Origin of the sequence: Aquicoccus porphyridii, from assembly GCF_008369105.1 — a bacterium.
Taxonomy (GTDB): Bacteria; Pseudomonadota; Alphaproteobacteria; order Rhodobacterales; family Rhodobacteraceae; genus Aquicoccus; species Aquicoccus porphyridii.
The window spans coordinates 61,624-79,091 of the sequence record NZ_VINQ01000013.1; the positions used below are offsets into that span (position 1 = coordinate 61,624).

General features: G+C 64.3%; 18 protein-coding genes. 14 read left to right on the top strand and 4 right to left on the bottom strand.

Translation table 11 applies throughout. The features are described 5' to 3' along the window. Positions 1–1,194, bottom strand: a complete 1,194-nt coding sequence (sucC, locus tag FLO80_RS15440; RefSeq protein WP_111367315.1) for an ADP-forming succinate--CoA ligase subunit beta — start codon at positions 1,192–1,194, stop codon at positions 1–3. Between the two features lie 159 nt (positions 1,195–1,353). Between sucC and FLO80_RS15445 the strand changes: the two genes are divergently transcribed. Continuing rightward, positions 1,354–2,547: a glycosyltransferase family 2 protein gene (locus FLO80_RS15445; protein ID WP_111367318.1), complete on the top strand. Its 1,194-nt coding sequence runs from the start codon at positions 1,354–1,356 to the stop codon at positions 2,545–2,547. Between the two features lie 76 nt (positions 2,548–2,623). Here FLO80_RS15445 and mdh read toward each other — a convergent pair whose 3' ends face one another. Beyond that, positions 2,624–3,586, bottom strand: a complete 963-nt coding sequence (mdh, locus tag FLO80_RS15450) for a malate dehydrogenase (RefSeq protein WP_111367321.1) — start codon at positions 3,584–3,586, stop codon at positions 2,624–2,626. A 162-nt stretch (positions 3,587–3,748) separates the two neighbouring features. Between mdh and FLO80_RS15455 the strand changes: the two genes are divergently transcribed. The 13 genes from FLO80_RS15455 to FLO80_RS15515 all read left to right on the top strand — a co-directional run bounded on the left by FLO80_RS15455 (position 3,749) and on the right by FLO80_RS15515 (position 15,313). Next, positions 3,749–4,504, top strand: coding sequence for a sulfite exporter TauE/SafE family protein (locus FLO80_RS15455; RefSeq protein ID WP_111367323.1), 756 nt, complete (start codon positions 3,749–3,751; stop codon positions 4,502–4,504). Between the two features lie 501 nt (positions 4,505–5,005). Further along, a complete protein-coding gene (locus tag FLO80_RS15460; RefSeq protein WP_111367325.1) occupies positions 5,006–5,848 on the top strand; it encodes an HpcH/HpaI aldolase/citrate lyase family protein in 843 nt (280 codons plus the stop codon). 41 nt (positions 5,849–5,889) lie between these two features. Continuing rightward, the gene (locus tag FLO80_RS15465) at positions 5,890–6,435 is read left to right on the top strand and encodes an NnrU family protein (protein WP_111367327.1); all 546 of its coding nucleotides are present in this window, start codon (positions 5,890–5,892) and stop codon (positions 6,433–6,435) included. Positions 6,436–6,460: 25 nt separating this feature from the next. Then, positions 6,461–7,492 (top strand): MaoC family dehydratase, encoded by a 1,032-nt coding sequence (locus FLO80_RS15470; RefSeq protein WP_111367329.1) that lies wholly within the window; start codon positions 6,461–6,463, stop codon positions 7,490–7,492. A gap of 263 nt (positions 7,493–7,755) precedes the next feature. Further along, a complete protein-coding gene (sdhC, locus tag FLO80_RS15475) occupies positions 7,756–8,139 on the top strand; it encodes a succinate dehydrogenase, cytochrome b556 subunit (protein WP_111367331.1) in 384 nt (127 codons plus the stop codon). Between the two features lie 10 nt (positions 8,140–8,149). Beyond that, positions 8,150–8,521 carry a succinate dehydrogenase, hydrophobic membrane anchor protein gene (sdhD, locus tag FLO80_RS15480; RefSeq protein ID WP_111367333.1) on the top strand — a complete coding sequence of 124 codons (372 nt, stop codon included), beginning with the start codon at positions 8,150–8,152 and terminating at the stop codon, positions 8,519–8,521. A 10-nt stretch (positions 8,522–8,531) separates the two neighbouring features. After that, positions 8,532–10,337: a succinate dehydrogenase flavoprotein subunit gene (gene sdhA / locus FLO80_RS15485; protein WP_111367336.1), complete on the top strand. Its 1,806-nt coding sequence runs from the start codon at positions 8,532–8,534 to the stop codon at positions 10,335–10,337. Then, complete coding sequence (locus tag FLO80_RS15490; RefSeq protein ID WP_111367338.1) at positions 10,337–10,657, top strand: succinate dehydrogenase; 321 nt, start codon at positions 10,337–10,339, stop codon at positions 10,655–10,657. Before sdhA ends, FLO80_RS15490 begins: the two co-directional genes overlap by 1 nt. Before the next feature lie 12 nt (positions 10,658–10,669). Continuing rightward, positions 10,670–11,446, top strand: a complete 777-nt coding sequence (locus tag FLO80_RS15495) for a succinate dehydrogenase iron-sulfur subunit (RefSeq protein ID WP_111367341.1) — start codon at positions 10,670–10,672, stop codon at positions 11,444–11,446. A 122-nt stretch (positions 11,447–11,568) separates the two neighbouring features. Further along, positions 11,569–12,711, top strand: coding sequence for a sialidase family protein (locus tag FLO80_RS15500; protein ID WP_111367344.1), 1,143 nt, complete (start codon positions 11,569–11,571; stop codon positions 12,709–12,711). Positions 12,712–12,849: 138 nt separating this feature from the next. Continuing rightward, positions 12,850–13,059, top strand: coding sequence for a hypothetical protein (locus FLO80_RS15505; RefSeq protein WP_111367347.1), 210 nt, complete (start codon positions 12,850–12,852; stop codon positions 13,057–13,059). Positions 13,060–13,233: 174 nt separating this feature from the next. Then, on the top strand, positions 13,234–14,406 hold the full coding sequence (locus FLO80_RS15510) for a type III PLP-dependent enzyme (RefSeq protein WP_111367349.1): 1,173 nt from the start codon (positions 13,234–13,236) through the stop codon (positions 14,404–14,406). A 64-nt stretch (positions 14,407–14,470) separates the two neighbouring features. Continuing rightward, on the top strand, positions 14,471–15,313 hold the full coding sequence (locus tag FLO80_RS15515) for an urea carboxylase-associated family protein (protein WP_111367352.1): 843 nt from the start codon (positions 14,471–14,473) through the stop codon (positions 15,311–15,313). A 121-nt stretch (positions 15,314–15,434) separates the two neighbouring features. Here FLO80_RS15515 and glyA read toward each other — a convergent pair whose 3' ends face one another. Together glyA and deoD are read right to left on the bottom strand one after the other, a co-directional pair. After that, positions 15,435–16,763: a serine hydroxymethyltransferase gene (glyA, locus tag FLO80_RS15520; RefSeq protein ID WP_111367355.1), complete on the bottom strand. Its 1,329-nt coding sequence runs from the start codon at positions 16,761–16,763 to the stop codon at positions 15,435–15,437. Beyond that, a complete protein-coding gene (gene deoD / locus FLO80_RS15525) occupies positions 16,756–17,460 on the bottom strand; it encodes a purine-nucleoside phosphorylase (protein WP_111367358.1) in 705 nt (234 codons plus the stop codon). Before deoD ends, glyA begins: the two co-directional genes overlap by 8 nt. Positions 17,461–17,468 lie beyond the last annotated feature (8 nt).

The following is a 17,468-nucleotide window of genomic DNA, read 5'->3' on the forward strand; positions in this document are numbered from 1 at the left end:
TTAACCCTTCACCGCTTTCACGATTTTTTCCGCGCCGTCCTTGAGGTTGTCCGCGGCGATCACGTCGAGGCCGGAATTCGAGATGATTTCCTTGCCCTTCTCGACATTGGTGCCTTCGAGACGCACCACCAGCGGCACCTTGAGGCCGACTTCTTTCACCGCGGCGATCACGCCCTCGGCGATCACGTCACAGCGCATGATGCCGCCGAAGATGTTGACGAGGATGCCCTTGACCTGCGGATCGCTGGTGATGATCTTGAACGCCTCGGTCACCTTGTCCTTGGTCGCGCCGCCGCCCACGTCGAGGAAGTTGGCAGGCTCGGCGCCGTAAAGCTTGATGATGTCCATCGTCGCCATGGCAAGGCCCGCGCCGTTCACCATGCAGCCGATTTCACCGTCGAGCGCGATATAGTTGAGGTCGTATTTGCTGGCCTCAAGCTCCTTGGGGTCTTCCTCGGTCGTGTCGCGCAGGTCGGCGATATCGGGGTGGCGATAGATCGCGTTGCCGTCGAACCCCATCTTGGCATCAAGGCATTTGAGATCGCCCTTGTCGGTGAGGATCAGCGGGTTGATCTCGAGCATCTCGACGTCTTTTTCGATGAAGAGCTTGTAAAGCGTGCCCATCAGCGCGACGCATTGTTTCACCTGCGCGCCGGTGAGGCCCAGCATGAAGGCGATGCGGCGGCCGTGGAACGGCTGATACCCGGTGGCCGGATCGACCGAGAAGCTCAGGATCTTCTCGGGCGTGCTTTCGGCGACTTCCTCGATGTCCATGCCGCCCTCGGTCGAGGCGACGAAGGAGACGCGGCTGGTTTGCCGGTCGACGAGCAGCGCGAGGTAGAATTCCTTTTCGATGTCCGAGCCGTCTTCGATATAGATGCGGTTGACCTGCTTGCCCGCCGGGCCGGTCTGCTTGGTCACCAGCGTGCGGCCCAGCATGCGCTTGGCCTCCAGTTCGGCTTCCTCGACCGATTTGGTGAGGCGCACGCCACCCTTTTCGCCGGCGTCGGTTTCCTTGAAACTGCCCTTGCCGCGACCGCCCGCGTGGATCTGTGCCTTGACCACCCAAAGCGGTCCGTCCATTTCGCCCGCGGCGGTCTTGGCCTCTTCGGCGCGGGTCACGACGCGACCGTCGCTGACCGGCGCACCATAGGAGCGCAACAGCGCCTTGGCCTGATATTCGTGAATGTTCATCGGCTCACCTGTCTGGTTTACGTTGCCTTTCGTAGTGGCATAAGCTTGCGCGAAACCTAAGTGCAAATCGAACGATACGTGGAATTTTGCAGAATTTTTACATTTTGTGATCACACGATTTCCGGCTGTGATCACAAATTCCGACATACGCCTTTCCGCATGTTTCCAAAAGAGAATCACTCCGGCGCGCTGGACCTGGCCTCGTCAATGTGGAACTTTTCGTCGCAGGCAGAAAAAGGGCAGGGCGATGGCGGCAGGGGCATCATGGTGCGGATGAACGGGCCGGACTCCGGCCCGAGCTGGGGCATCGTGATGACCGCGCGCGAGCCGGGCAATCTGGTGCTGGCGAACGTGGCCTATCACCTTGGTCTCGGCGCACGCGAAGCGCATGTCTATCTCGACGACCCCGGTGATCCGGCGGCCGAAACGCTGGCCGCGCAGCCCGGTGTGCGGCTTACCCTGTGCGATGCTGACCATTGGCAGCGCCTCGCCCGGCGCCGCCCCGAGGGGCAGAACCGGCGGCAGGGGCTGAACGCGACCGATGCCTATCGCCGGGCGGGGGTGGATTGGCTCATTCATCTCGATGCCGACGAATTCCTGCGGCCCATGTCGGGGCAGGGGGCTGGGCTGGATGCGGGCAACACCGATGGCATGCTGGCGGAACTGGCCGCCTTTCCACGCGGGTTCGGCTATGTCGCGGTGCCCCCGGCCGAGCGGGTCATGCCCCGGGGCGCGGCGCAGGCGGGGTTGTTCGACGGCGTGTTTCGCCGCCCCGCGCGGGTGCCGTCACGGCTTTACCGGGCGCTTTACGGCGGGGCGGCGGATCTGCTTGACGGCGGGATGAGCAGTCACACCAGCGGCAAGGCCTTCACGCCCACCGGCTTTGACTACCAGATCCGCATTCATCGGCCGCGCGGCGCGGGGGCGGACCGGCTGTCGGCCCACTCCGCGCACCGGGCGCATGCGGTGGAACTGCTGCATTTCGACGGGCTGACGCCGCTGCACTGGCTGGTCAAGCTCATGCGCTATGGCGAACACACGACCGAGGTGCAGGCCGGGATGAACGGGCCGCACCGGATGCGGCAGGTGGCCGACCTGCTCGACACAGGCGATATCGCGGCGGCGCGGGCGCTGCATGACCGGGTGCAGGTGCTTGCGCCCGACCGGGTGGCGCGGCTGGCCGCGCTGGGGCTGTGCGAGACCGCGCCGTTCGACCCCAGCCCGATCATCGCGCGGGTGCTTGGCGAAATGCCCGACCTGTCGGCAAGGGCGTTCGACGCCGATCTGCGCCGGGCGCATGAAAGCAGCACCAATCCGCGCCTTGCGGACCTGATCGCGCGCTGGCCCGGCTGATCGGTGCATCGGGCCCATGAAAAAAGGGGCGCCCCGACCGGGCGCCCCTTTTCGATGCGACTGTGACGCGGCTGGCTCAGGCCAGCGTGCTGTCGATTTCCTTGCAGGCCTTCACAAGGCCCTTCACGGCGTCGACCGACTTGTTGAACATCGCCTGTTCGTCCTTGGTGAGCGTGATGTCGATCACCCGCTCGATTCCGCCCGCGCCGATCACCGTGGGCACGCCCACGTAAAACCCGTCGAGGCCATAGGCGCCGTCGACATGGGCCGCGCAGGGCAGCACGCGCTTTTGATCCTTGAGATAGGAGATTGCCATTTCGATGGCGCTCGTGGCCGGGGCGTAATAGGCGCTGCCGGATTTCAGCAGGCCGACGATCTCGGCGCCGCCGTCGCGGGTGCGCTGCACGATGGCGTCGAGCCGGTCCTGCGTGGTCCAGCCCATCTTGATCAGGTCGGGCAGGGGGATGCCCGCAACGGTGGAATAGCGCGTGAGCGGCACCATCGTGTCGCCATGTCCGCCGAGCACGAATGCAGTCACATCGCGCATCGAGACCTTGAACTCCTCCGCGAGGAAATGCCGGAAGCGTGCGGAATCGAGAACGCCCGCCATGCCGCAGACCTTGTTGTGCGGCAGGCCCGAGAATTCGCGCAGCGCCCACACCATCGCGTCGAGCGGGTTGGTGATGCAGATCACGAACGCATCGGGCGCGTTCGCCTTGATGCCTTCGCCCACGGCCTTCATGACCTTGAGATTGATGCCCAGAAGGTCATCGCGGCTCATCCCCGGCTTGCGCGGCACACCGGCGGTGACGATGCAGACATCGGCGCCCGCGATATCGGCATAATCCTGCGTGCCCTTGAGTTTCACGTCGAACCCTTCCGAGGGGCCGGATTCCGCGATGTCGAGCGCCTTGCCTTCGGGGATGCCTTCGGCAATGTCGAAAAGGATGATATCGCCCAGCTCTTTCATTGCCGCCATATGGGCAAGCGTGCCGCCGATCATGCCTGCGCCGATCAGTGCGATTTTGGGTCTGGCCATTTGGTTTCACTCCGGGTGGTTGCCAATTTCGCGACTGCCTAAGCCGATCTGGCGCGCTCTGCAAGGGTTCCGCATTATGACGCGGCGGGCATATCGGCCTGTCGCACCCGCGCATGAGAGACTAAAGAGGTTGTGAAACCGTAACTTAATGAGGGTCTTGCCGTGCCACCCCTGGATCTGAGCTTTTTTGCCATCGCCGGACCGGCGGTGATGTTCGCAGGCATATCCAAGGGCGGTTTCGGGTCGGGTGCGGCCTTTGCTTCGGCCGCGATTCTGGCGCTGGTGATGGAGCCGGGCGCGGCGATCGGGATCATGCTGCCGCTCCTGATGCTGATCGACCTGGCCACGCTCAAACCCTATTGGAAGCGGTGGAACACGCATGACGCGCTGGTGCTGATCCTCGGCTCGCTGCCCGGCGTGGTGCTGGGGGCTGCGTTCTACACGGTGGCCGATGCCGATCACCTGCGGCTTCTGATCGGTGGGATCGCGCTTCTGTTCGTGCTCTGGCAGATCGCGGGGCGGGCGGGGAAAATCCCGGTGGCGGGGCGCCCGTTTCCGCTTTGGGGCGGTCTGGTGGCCGGGCTGGCGGCGGGGTTCACCAGTTTCGTGGCCCATGCCGGGGGGCCTGCGGCGGCGGTTTACCTGTTGTCGAAACGCCCCGGCAAGACCGAGTTCCAGGCCACCACCGTGATCGTGTTCTGGGTCAACAACATCCTCAAGGCCGCCCCCTACGGGATGCTGGGGATTTTCACCGCCGAAACCCTCTGGGCCGACCTGTGGCTCGCGCCGTTTGCCCTCATTGGCACATGGCTGGGCGTGCGGGCGCATTTCGCCATTCCCGAACGGCTGTTCTTCGCGGTGACCTATGTTCTCTTGACCGTGACGGGGGCGAAACTGGTCTGGGATGGGCTGTCCTAGTTTCCGGGCTTTATAGGAAAGACCAGGTGGTTGCAGGGTATCGGTCACTGGTCCGACATCCCGAAGCGAAACGATCACATGACGGCGATGGGGCCTTTGGCAACAAACGGGCACAGCGCCCGGAACAGCGGCAAAGCCGCCCGGGCAGCACACCATTGCCCGGCAGGCGATTTTTCGCAGAAAAATCTGCCGGGAGGGGGCCGCCCCGCCCGTGCCGAAGGCACGCCTCCGGCGTGACCGGGTGCTTTTGCGAGGTTGCGCGCCATTTGGGGCAAAGGATGATTTTGCGGGATAAAGTGCCCTGCGCCAATGTTGCAGGCACCCGACCGCGGCCATGCGCTGCCCTCCGTCTCACGGTGCCGCGAATGACCGCTTCATCCGGCATTGCTGGCCCGGGCATTTGGTCGAATCCGCCGCCTATTCTGCGTCGCGGCGAGAATTTCCTTGAACATTTCGGGCGAAAAATGCTCTATCCGCGCAACAATATTACCGGAGAGACTCATGACCGTTCGCCCCTACCGTTCCGTTCTCTATATCCCCGGCTCGAAAGAGCGCGCGCTCGACAAGGCGCGGGGGCTGCCCGTCGATGCGATCATCTTTGACCTTGAGGATGCAGTGACGCCCGATGCCAAGGTCGAGGCGCGCGCGACGCTGGCCAAGGCGCTCAAGGAGGGCGGGTATGGCAAGCGGGCGAAAATCATTCGGATCAACGCGCTCGATACCGAATGGGGCCGCGAGGATGCGCTGGCGGTCAAGGACATGGAAGCCGATGCCATCCTCCTGCCCAAGGTCGATAACGCGCTCGACGTGCAGGCGCTGGCCGACCTGGTGGGCAAGATGCCGATCTGGGCGATGATGGAGACCTGCCACGGTGTCTGGAACGCGATGGAGGTGGCCGCGCATCCGCAGGTGCAAGGCTTCGTTGCGGGCACCAACGACCTCGCCAAGGAGCTCAACTGCCGCGCCCGGGCCGACCGCCTGCCGATGATGGGGGCGCTCCAGATGATGCTGCTGGCTGCGCGGGCGCATGGGGTGATCGCGGTCGATGGCGTCTATAACCAGTTCAAGGATGACGACGGGCTGCGCGCCGAATGCGAACAGGGCCGTGATCTCGGGTTCGACGGCAAGACCCTCATCCACCCGGCGCAGGTCGATGTCACCAACGCGGTCTTTTCGCCCTCCGAGGCCGAGATCGACCTCGCCCGTCGCCAGATCGAAGCCTTCGAGGAGGTCGAGCGCACCGGGCAGGGCGTCGCCGTGGTCGATGGCAAGATCGTCGAGAACCTGCATGTCGAGACCGCGAAAAAGGTGCTTTCGATGGCCAGTTCGATCGCGTCATTGTAGGGTGGGGGCCAACCCACCGTTCCGAACGAAAAGGCATCCCCATGACCCTTCTCATCCTCGGCGTCCTCTTGTGGTCGCTTGCCCATCTCTTCAAACGCCTCGCCCCGGCCCGCCGCGCCGCGATGGGTGACAAGGCAAGGGGCGCTGTGGCGCTCGCACTTCTGGTGTCGCTGGTGCTGATGGTGCTGGGCTATCGGGCGGCCGATCCCGGCATGATCTTCTGGGGCCGCACGCCGATGATGACGGGAATCAACAACCTGTTGATGCTGGTCTCGGTCTATCTCTTCGCCGCCGCGGGCATGAAGACCCGCGTGACGCGGACCATCCGCCACCCGCAACTGACGGCGGTCAAGGCCTGGGCACTGGCGCATCTGCTGGTCAATGGCGATCTGCCCTCGTTCATCCTCTTTGGCGGGATTCTGGCCTGGGCGGTGGTCGAGGTGATCCTGATCAACCGCCAAACGACATGGCAAAAGCCCGACCCCGCGCCCATGGGCAAGGAGATCGGCGCCCTCATCGGTACTGTAGTCGTGTTCGGGGTGATCGCGCTCATCCATTCGTGGCTGGGCTATTACCCCTTCGGATAATCCGCAAATTCAGGAGTATGCGCATATGGCCAAGACCAACCCGGGCCGGTTCTTCGAGGATTACAGACTGGGCGAGGTGATCGAACATGCCGCGCCGCGCACCGTGGGCGAGGGGGAGCGCGCGCTTTATCACGCGCTTTACCCGGCACGCCATGCGCTTTACTCGTCGGACGTGTTCGCGGCCCAAAGCGGGCTCGAGGGCAGCCCGATCGACGACCTTGCCGCTTTTCACGTGGTCTTTGGCAAGACCGTGCCGGATATCTCGCTCAATGCCGTGGCCAACCTCGGTTATGCCGAAGGCCGCTGGCTGAGGCCGGTCTATCCCGGCGACACGCTGCGCGCGGTGTCCGAGGTGATCGGGCTCAAGCAGAATTCCAACGGCAAGACCGGCGTCGTCTGGGTGCGCACCACCGGGCTCAACCAGATGGACGAACCCGTGCTGAGCTATGTGCGCTGGGTCATGGTGCGCAAATCCGATCTCGACGCGCCCGCACCCGACACCGTGGTGCCCGACCTCAAGTCCACGCTGGCCGCCGACGATCTGGCGATTCCCGAGGGGCTCGACTTCTCGGGTTACGATTTCGCGCTGGCGGGCGAGCCGCATCGCTGGGGCGATTACGAGGTGGGCGAAGTGATCGACCATGTCGATGGCGTGACCATCGAGGAGGCCGAGCACATGATCGCCACGCGCCTGTGGCAGAACACCGCCAAGGTGCATTTCGACGCCACCTTCCGCCCCGATGGCCAGCGGCTCATCTATGGCGGGCACGTGATCTCGATGGCCCGCGCGCTGTCGTTCAACGGGCTGGCCAATGCGCAGATGATCGTCGGGCTGAATGGCGGCGCGCATGCCAACCCGTGCTTTGCCGGGCTGACGGTCAAGGCGTGGTCCGTCGTGCTCGACAAGGCCGAAACGCCCGCGCCGGGGGTGGGCGCGATCCGGCTGCGGCTGGTGGCCACGTCGGACGGATCGGTGGGCAAATTGAAGGGCGCGGACGGCAAGTACCTGCCCGGCGTGCTGCTCGATCTCGATTACTGGGCGCTGATGCCAGTATGATGCGGGTCGGGTTTTGTGATCACAAAGCAGACTCACCATGCCGGGACAGGGGGGTGATTTGTGCGAGATTCATGTTGCAACCCGAATTGTGATCACGCAAATAAATCCGTGATCACAACAGGCCGGATTATTTGGAGAATTTGCCCAAAACCGTGGCGTCATGCGTCAAACACCCGTGACTCCGCCCTGCAATCCGTTCTAATCATGGAACAGGCATCGCACGTATACCGACGTGTGCAAACCGAACAACAGGGGGATCGCCCATGGCCGAGACAAAGCAAGTCGAACGCCCGCTCAGCCCGCACATCCAGATTTATCGCCCGCAACTGACGTCGATCACCTCGATCCTGACGCGGATCACCGGCAACGCGCTCATCGTCGCCGCGATCCTCGTGGTCTGGTGGTTGCTCGCCGCGGCGGTCTCGGATGCGTATTTCGCCACGGCCAACGCGGTCATGACCTCGTGGTTCGGGGATCTGGTGATGACGCTCTCGCTCCTGGGCATCTGGTATCACTACCTTGCCGGGCTGCGGCATCTCTATTTCGACGCGGGTCACGGGCTTGATATCGAAACCGCCGAGAAGCTGGGCATCGCCTGCCTTGTCGGGTCGGTCGTCCTGACCGTCATCACCATTCTGATCGTGTGAGGGCCAAGCCATGCGTTACCTGACCGACCGCAAACGCGCCGAGGGCAAAGGCGCCTCGCATACCGGCACCGAACATCACTGGCACATGACCGTCAGCGCCGTGGCGCTGGCCTTTCTGGTGCCCACCTTCCTGATCATCTTCGGAGGCGCGCTGGGCGGCACCCGCGAAGAGGTGCTGGCCACGTTCGCGCGCCCCTTCCCGGCGATCCTGACCGGGCTCACCCTCCTGGTGGGGATGATGCATTTCAAGAATGGCGCAAAGATGATGATCGAGGATTACTGGCAGGGCACGATGCGCAAGGCGCTGATCATGCTGGTGGTTGGCCTCTCATGGACCATCGCCGCCACCGGGCTTTACGCGCTCGCCAGGATCGCATTGTGAAGGATTGACCATGGCTGCTTACGAATACGAAACACATGAATATGACGTGGTCGTGGTCGGCGCCGGCGGCGCGGGCCTGCGCGCCACGCTTGGCATGGCCGAACAGGGGCTGCGCACCGCCTGCGTGACCAAGGTCTTCCCGACCCGCTCGCACACCGTGGCGGCACAGGGCGGCATCGCCGCCTCGCTTTCGAACATGGGGCCGGACCATTGGCAGTGGCACATGTTCGATACCGTGAAAGGGTCCGACTATCTGGGCGATACGGATGCGATGGAATATCTCGCCCGCGAGGCGCCCAAGGCGGTTTACGAGCTCGAGCATTACGGCGTGCCGTTCTCGCGCACCGAAGAGGGCAAGATCTATCAACGCCCGTTCGGCGGCCACACCACCGAGTTCGGCGAAGGCCCGGCGGTGCAGCGCACCTGCGCCGCCGCCGACCGCACCGGCCACGCCATCCTGCACACGCTCTATGGCCAGTCGCTCAAGAACAACGCCGAATTCTATGTCGAGTATTTCGCCATCGACCTCGTCATGAGCGACGATGGCGCCTGCACCGGTGTCGTCTGCTGGAAGCTCGACGACGGCACCATGCACGTGTTCAACGCCAAGATGGTCGTGCTGGCCACCGGCGGCTATGGCCGCGCCTATTTCAGCGCGACCTCGGCCCATACCTGCACCGGTGATGGCAACGGCATGGTGGCGCGTGCGGGCCTGCCGCTTCAGGATATGGAATTCGTGCAGTTCCACCCCACCGGCATCTACGGCGCGGGCTGCCTCATCACCGAGGGCGCGCGCGGCGAAGGCGGGTATCTCACCAATTCCGAGGGCGAACGCTTCATGGAGCGCTATGCCCCGCAATACAAGGATCTCGCCCCGCGCGACTATGTCAGCCGCTCGATGACGATGGAAATCCGTGAGGGCCGCGGCGTCGGCCCCGAGGGCGACCACATCCACCTCAACCTCAGCCACCTGCCCGCTGAGGCGCTGGCCGAGCGTCTGCCCGGTATCTCGGAAAGTGCGCGCATCTTTGCCGGGGTCGATGTCACCAAGGAACCGATCCCGGTCCTGCCGACGGTGCATTACAACATGGGCGGCATCCCGACCAACTACTGGGGCGAGGTGCTGAGCCCCACCAAGAGCGACCCTAACGCCGTGGTGCCCGGCCTCATGGCCGTGGGCGAGGCCGCCTGCGCCAGCGTGCATGGCGCCAACCGGCTGGGCTCGAACTCGCTCATCGACCTCGTGGTGTTTGGTCGCGCCGCCGCGATCCGCGCGGGCAAGGTGGTCGATCCCGAGACCTCCAACGCCCCCCTCAACACGGCATCGGTGGACAAGGCGTTCGACCGGTTCGACGGGCTGCGCCACGCCAAGGGCACGGTCCCGACCGCGGAATTGCGGCTCGAGATGCAAAAGACCATGCAATCCGATGCCGCCGTGTTCCGGGCCTCCAAGACGCTGGCGGAAGGCGTCGAGAAGATGACCGCCATTGCCGGCAAGATGGACGATCTTTCCGTCACCGATCGCAGCCTTGTGTGGAACAGCGACCTGATGGAGACGCTCGAACTTGCCAACCTCATGCCCAACGCGATGGCCACCATCGTCGGCGCCGAGGCCCGCCATGAAAGCCGCGGCGCCCATGCCCACGAGGACTACGACAAGCGTGACGACAAGAACTGGCGCGTCCACACCATCGCCCATGTCGATGGGCCCAAGGTGACGCTCTCCTATCGCGACGTGATCAAGGACCCGCTCACCACCGAGAAAGAGGGCGGCATCGCGCTCAAGAAAATCGCGCCCAAGGCGCGCACATTCTGATGCGGATGGCGCTGGCCATTTCTGCCCTCGTGGCTGTGGTGGGGTGCGACCTGGCCCAACAGGCGGCCGATGATGTCGCGCGCGGACAGGCCAAGCGCGCCGTCGACGGGGTCGTGGCCGAGCGTCTGCCGGGGGTGAACGTGGCCCCCGTCACCGATTGCATCATCGAGGAAGCCACGGCGCAGGAAATCCTGCAGATCGCGGCAAGTTCCACCACCGGCGCGACCGGCGAAGTCACCCAGATGGTGCTTCAGATCGCACAGCGCCCCGCCGCCGCGACCTGCATGGCGCTGAACGGCGCCGCGCTGCTGAAAACGTGAGGAAATAGACCCATGGTTCAACTGACCCTCCCCAAGAATTCGCGCATGACGACGGGCAAGACATGGCCCAAGCCCGAGGGCAAGAACGTGCGCAAGTTCCAGATCTACCGCTGGAGCCCGGATGACGGCAAGAACCCGCAGCTCGATACCTATTTCGTCGATCTCGACGATTGCGGCCCGATGATTCTCGACGCGCTGATCTACATCAAGAACAAGATCGACCCGACGCTGACCTTCCGCCGCTCCTGCCGCGAGGGCATTTGCGGCTCCTGCGCGATGAACATCGACGGGATCAACACGCTGGCCTGCATCTATGGCATGGACGAGGTCAAGGGCGACGTGAAGATCTACCCGCTGCCGCATATGCCGGTGGTCAAGGACCTGATCCCCGACCTGACCCATTTCTACGCCCAGCACGCCAGCATCATGCCGTGGCTCGAAACCAAGACCAACCGCCCCGCGAAAGAGTGGAGACAGTCGATCGAGGACCGCAAGAAACTCGACGGGCTTTATGAATGCGTGATGTGCGCCTCCTGTTCGACCGCCTGCCCGTCCTATTGGTGGAACGGTGACAAGTATCTCGGCCCGGCCGCGCTCCTGCATGCCTATCGCTGGATCATCGATTCACGCGACGAGGCCACGGGCGAACGGCTCGACGATCTCGAAGATCCGTTCAAGCTCTACCGCTGCCACACCATCATGAACTGCACCAAGACCTGTCCCAAGGGCCTCAACCCGGCCGAGGCGATCGCCGAGATCAAGCGCATGATGGTCAACCGGGTGGTGTGACGCGCCCCGCCGCACCCGGTCGCGGGGTGGCGGATTTTCGCGAAATCCTGAAACACCGCGCGCCGGTGGTTGCGTCATGCGTGTCAACTGACCTTAATCTACCCGCAAGGGAGGATTGCGCGATGACCACAACCATCTGTCTGGGCACCACCAAGGGGGCCTTTCTGATCACATCACCCGGTGCGCGGAGCGATTGGCGCGTGTCGGGTCCGCATTGCGACGGCTGGCCGATCAATCATGTGCTTGGCGATCCCGATACCGGTTCGATCTGGGCCGCGGGCGGCGGCGAATGGAATGGCGCGGGAATCTGGCACTCGGATGATGGCGGGCAAAGCTGGGAATTGTCGCATCTCGCGGGCGGGATGGCCGATGAATGGGCGGCCAACGATGCCGATCTCGCCGCGATGCTCGGCTGGACGCCAACTGATTTCCCCTTCCCCGGCGAGATCGACGCGATCTGGTCGCTGCACAGGGCCGATGGCGCGCTTTATGCGGGGGCCAAGCCCGCGAACCTCTATGTGAGCCACGACAACGGCAAGACGTGGGAGCGCAACACGGCATTGGCGGAATTTCCCGACCGCGACGCCTGGAGCCCCGGCGCCGCGGGGCTGACATTGCACACGATCCTGTCCGCCCCGGACGATCCGGCGCGGATGTGGCTGGGCGTTTCCGCCGCGGGCGTCTTCGCGACCGAGGATGGCGGCGCAAACTGGGACCGGCGCAACCGGTTGTCGAACACGGTGGCCGAGGGCGCGCATGATCACCCCGCCGCACCGACCGGGGGCGAGATCGGCCATTGCGTTCACAACATGGCCCGCGCCGCCGACGGCACGATCTACCAGCAGAACCACCACGGCACATGGCGGTCGCGCGATGACGGGCGCCATTGGGACGACATCGGCGCTGGCCTGCCGTCGACATTCGGGTTTCCGGTTGCGGTGCATCCGTCCGATCCGCAATCCCTCTGGGTGATCCCCCTCAATGGCGACATGGCGGGCCGGTTTCCCCCGGACGCCCGCGCGGCGGTCTGGAAATCCACCGACGGCGGCGAGACATGGACCGACAAGCGTGCCGGCCTGCCGGGCGAGGCCTGTTACTTCACGGTTCTGCGGCAAGCCATGGCAACCGACCGGGCCGACCCGGCGGGCGTCTATTTCGGAACCAACACAGGCTCGGTCTTTGCCAGCTTCGACGAGGGTGAAACCTGGTCCGAAATCGCCCGCCACCTGCCCACGATCCTCTCGGTCGAGGTGATGACCCGTTGAACGTGCCCCCCGGCTCGCGAAGACCGGGCGTTGGCTCCGGCGGCAGGTCCGATGCATGTTCATCCCCCCGCCTTTCCCCCACGTGATGCGCGCGCTATAGAACGGGTTCCCGCGCCTGCCCGCAACACGAGGCCCCGCATGATCATCGTCGCTGGCCTCATCCTGGCCTTCATCCTGATCCTGATCTTTTCCAACCGCACCACGCGCCATTGCCGCTGGCGGGCCCAAGGCGTAGCGGAGGACGGCGCGCGCGACTTTCGCTGCATGGCCTGCGGCGCCCGCACCACCACGCCCGACGGCAGCCCGCCAAAGGTCTGCCTGCGCCCCGACACAACGCCGCGCGCGTGAAAAATCGTGCGGGCCGCGCATTTTCCATCTTGATCCGACTCGGGCTTTGCCCCAAATGCACGGCCAAGACGCCAACGCACGCGCCTCTGTTCTCACAGGCACACATGCAGCGACGTAACGTCTCTGATTGCAACCCGTCCGGCCTTCACACGCCGGGGTCTCTTGGAGATGACCATGTCCGCTCATGTCACCGAACGCGCCACCGGCGCGCGCGCAACGGCCCCATCCGCCGCCGAAACCTTCATCCGCGCCCACCGCTTCGAGCGTCCGACCCTCGTGCTCGACACGCGGGCGCTTGCGCGTCAGTATCGCGCGCTGAAAACCGGCCTTGGCCGCGCCCATATCCATTACGCGGTCAAGGCCAACCCGGCACCGGAATTCATCGAAACCCTCGTTCGGCTCGGTTCGGGCTTTGATGCCGCCTCCCGCGCCGAGATCGAACTGTGCCTGTCCCAGGGGGCGGAGCCTGCGAAAATCTCGTTCGGCAACACCGTGAAGAAACCCGCCGACATCGCCTTTGCCCATCATGCCGGTGTCACCCTCTTTGCCGCCGATGCCGTCGAAGAGCTCGACAAGATCGCCGCGCACGCCCCCGGCGCGCGCGTCTATATCCGCCTCATCGTCGAGACGTCCGAGGCCGATTGGCCGCTCACCCGGAAATTCGGCTGCGCGGCGACCGAGGCCCCGGACCTGCTGGCCCATGCATCCGCGCTGGGGCTGGTTCCGGTCGGGTTGAGCTTCCATGTCGGCTCGCAAACCCGGCGCGCCGAGATGTGGTCGCCCATCCTCGCGCAGATGGCCCGCGTCTGGCATGGCGCGCGCGCCGCCGGTCACGACCTGACCTTGCTCAATATCGGCGGCGGCTTCCCGGCCTTCTATGGCGAGGAGATCGCGCGCCCCGAAACCTATGGCGCGCGCGTCATGGAGCTTGTCGCGCTTTATTTCGGCGCGGTCCCGCATGTGATGGCCGAACCGGGTCGCGGCCTCGTGGCCGAGGCGGGCGCGATCGCGGCCGAGGTTCTTCTGGTCTCGAAAAAGTCACAGGACGACCTGCACCGCTGGGTCTATCTCGATATCGGTCGGTTTTCCGGCCTCGCCGAAACCGAGGGCGAGGCGATCCGCTACCAGATCCTGACAGCGCGCGACCGCGAACGCACGGGTCCCTGCATCCTTGCCGGGCCGTCCTGTGACAGTGCCGACGTGCTCTATGAAAAGCGCATGATCGACATGCCGCTGGGCCTTGCCGCGGGTGACCGGGTGATCCTTCGCAACTGTGGTGCCTATACCTCCTCTTATGCCTCGGTCGGCTTCAACGGCTTCCCGCCGCTCGATGTGGTGGTGATCTGACAATCGCCCTCTTGTCTTCCGGCAGGCTCCGTTCGATGCTGTGGCAAACTGAACGGAGCCCGCCATGCCCACCCCCGCCGACGCCGATGCCCGCCGCGCCATCGCGCCCGTGATCTGCTATCCCAACGATACCCTGCCCGTGCCCGACCTCGCGCTCTACCGGGCCGCCCGGCAAGGGGCCGAGAAGACGGGCGAGGTTCTGGTTCCCCCGCGCGACGCAAGCGTGTTCCGCGTGCCCGCGGGGCATGTCTTTCGCATCTCCTCGGTCGAGGGGCCGCAGGTGGGTGATCTCAACCTCTGGAACGCGCATGACCTTTCCGAACGCTTCTACTCGGGCAAGGCGCGCGCGCTGCATGGCACGCACCTGACCACGGGTGAGCGGATGTGGTCGTCCTTCCCGCATCTGCGCCCGATGGCCACCATCATCGAGGACACGCTCGAATGGTATGGCATCGACCAATATGGCGGCTCGGTCCATGACGTGATCGGCACGCGCTGCGACCCCTATACCGGCAACCTGCTGTCGGGCACGCAATATCACCATTGCTGTCACTCCAACCTGACCCGCGCGCTGGCCGACGAGATGGGCATGACCCTGGCCGAGGCCGAACCGCATGTGCATGACGTGCTCAACGTCTTCATGTGCACCGGCTTCACCCGCGACACCGGGCAGTATTTCATGAAGGCCTCGCCGGTGCGGCCCGGCGATCACCTCGAATTCTTCGCCGAGATCGACCTCCTGGGTGCATTGTCGGCCTGTCCGGGGGGCGATTGCTCGTCCGAGCATTCCTCGGACAGCGCCGCCTGTCACCCGCTTCTGGTCGAGATATTCGCCCCGCAGGCGGATGCGCTGGCGGGATGGACCCCGCCGCCGGTCAATGGCTATGACCGCAGCCACGGGCGCTGAGCGGCGCGCGCCCGGTTAACCAAATTCGTCACGGGAAATACCCGGCATACCCCGGCAGCCGGATGGCAGCCGGAAAGCACGCGGATGTCACCCCCCCTCGAAAGAGGCCGGATTTGCGCCGTTAACCGCCGTGAACGTAGTGGATACGATTGAACAACCCGCGATATCTTGCGGTCTCCTCGGCCATATCGCCGGGCGCGTTCGAACGCAGCGCCGCCGCGATCCTTTGGCCCAGTTCGGGCATGTCCCGCGCACTCATCCCCCAACGCACGATCTCAGGCGTTCCAATGCGCAACCCATTGAGATCATGCGGCAATTCACCGACCGGAAGGCCAATCCCGCAGGTCAGAAACCCCGCCTTTTCCAGCTTTCTCGCCGCTGCCTGGCCGCCTCCGAACCCCTCGGCCAGCACCGCGAATTGATGGCTTTCGGTCGCGCCATGGCGCCCCTCGAAGAGCGGAATTCCTTCTGATTTCAACGCCTTGGCAAGCGCCTTGGCGGTGTCGATCATGGCCTGTGCATAGGCCGCACCGTGATCCCGCCAATCCAGCAACGCCACCGCCAAAGCCGCCGATTTCGCCGCGTCGAAATTCGCCGTCATCCCCGGAAAAGCGATGGAATCCAATCGCTTGGCGATCTCGGCATCGTTGGTCACGATCAACCCCGAAGGCGGCCCGCCAAGGCTTTTATAGGTGCTCATCGTCATCAGGTGCGCGCCCTCGTCAAGCGGGTTCTTCCACGCGCGCCCGGCGATGATCCCACACTGATGCGCCGCGTCGAACAGCACGCAAGCCCCTGTTTTATCGGCGATTTCCCGTATCTCGCGCACCGGGTGTTCATAAAGGTTCAGGCTACCGCCAATGGTAATTACCTTGGGTCTGACCTCCTCCGCCAGCTTCGCCAGCCTGTCGAGATCAACCGAATAGCCATCCGCATCCACCGGGGCCTCATGGCTGGTCAGCCCGTAAAGCCCGGCGCAACCGTCGATGTGATGCGTCACATGCCCGCCGATTTTCGCTGGCGGAACAATGATTTGATCGCCCGAACGGGCCAGCGCCATGAAGCCGTAAAGATTGGCGATCGCCCCCGAAGGCACGCGAATCTCGGCATATTTCGCGCCGAACACCTCGGCGGCCAGTTCGGCGGCGATAACCTCAACCTCTTCAATGGCTTGCAGGCCCATCTCGTATTTGTCACCGGGATAGCCCAGCGAGGGCCGCGTGCCCATGCCCGACGCCAATAGCGCCTCGGCGCGCGGATTCATCACGTTGGTCGCCGGGTTAAGGTTAAAGCAACGGTTTTCGTGGATAGTCCTGTTCTCGCGGGCCAATTCCTCGATCCGCGCGGCAATCGCCGCCGTTTCTTCACCCGCAACGCGCTTCGCGATGCTTTGCACCCGGTTTTCGCTGATTTCCGGAACCCAGTCGCGCTTTGCCAGATGTTCAGTCAAACGCCGCCTCCAACGCAATCTCCACCATCTCGCCAAAGCTGCGCTCGCGCTCGGCACTGGGCAGCGCCCCGTCGCGCAACAGGTGGTCCGAGACCGTCAGAACCGCCAAGGCCCGCACTCCGAACCGGGCCGCCACGGTATAAAGCTCGGCCGCTTCCATCTCGACCGCGAGAATGCCATGCCGCGTCATTTGTTCATTGAGATCAGGGCGTTCGTCATAGAACACATCGGCCGAATAGATGCCGCCGACATGCGGTGTCACGCCCTTGGACCGCGCCGCCGCGACCGCGCGTTCCAAGAGGCCGAAATCGGCACAGGGGGCGAATTGCAACTCCCGGAAGAATCCGCGCGACGGGGTCGAAAGGCTGCTCGCCGTCATCGCGATCACCACGTCACGCAGGTTCACGCTGTCCTGCATCGCCCCGCAAGAGCCGATACGGATCAGCGTTTTCGCGCCAAAATCCCGGATCAACTCATTGGCATAGATCGACAGGCTCGGCATGCCCATGCCCGACCCCTGGATGGTGACGCGCTGGCCTCGCCATGTGCCGGTGAAGCCTAGCATGCCCCGGGTTTCATTGACAGATCTCGGGTTGTCCAGGAATGTCTCGGCGGCCCATTTGGCACGCAGCGGATCACCTGGCATGAGAACGGTTTCGGCGATATCGCCCGGTCTTGCACCGATATGGATGGTCATGTCGGCCC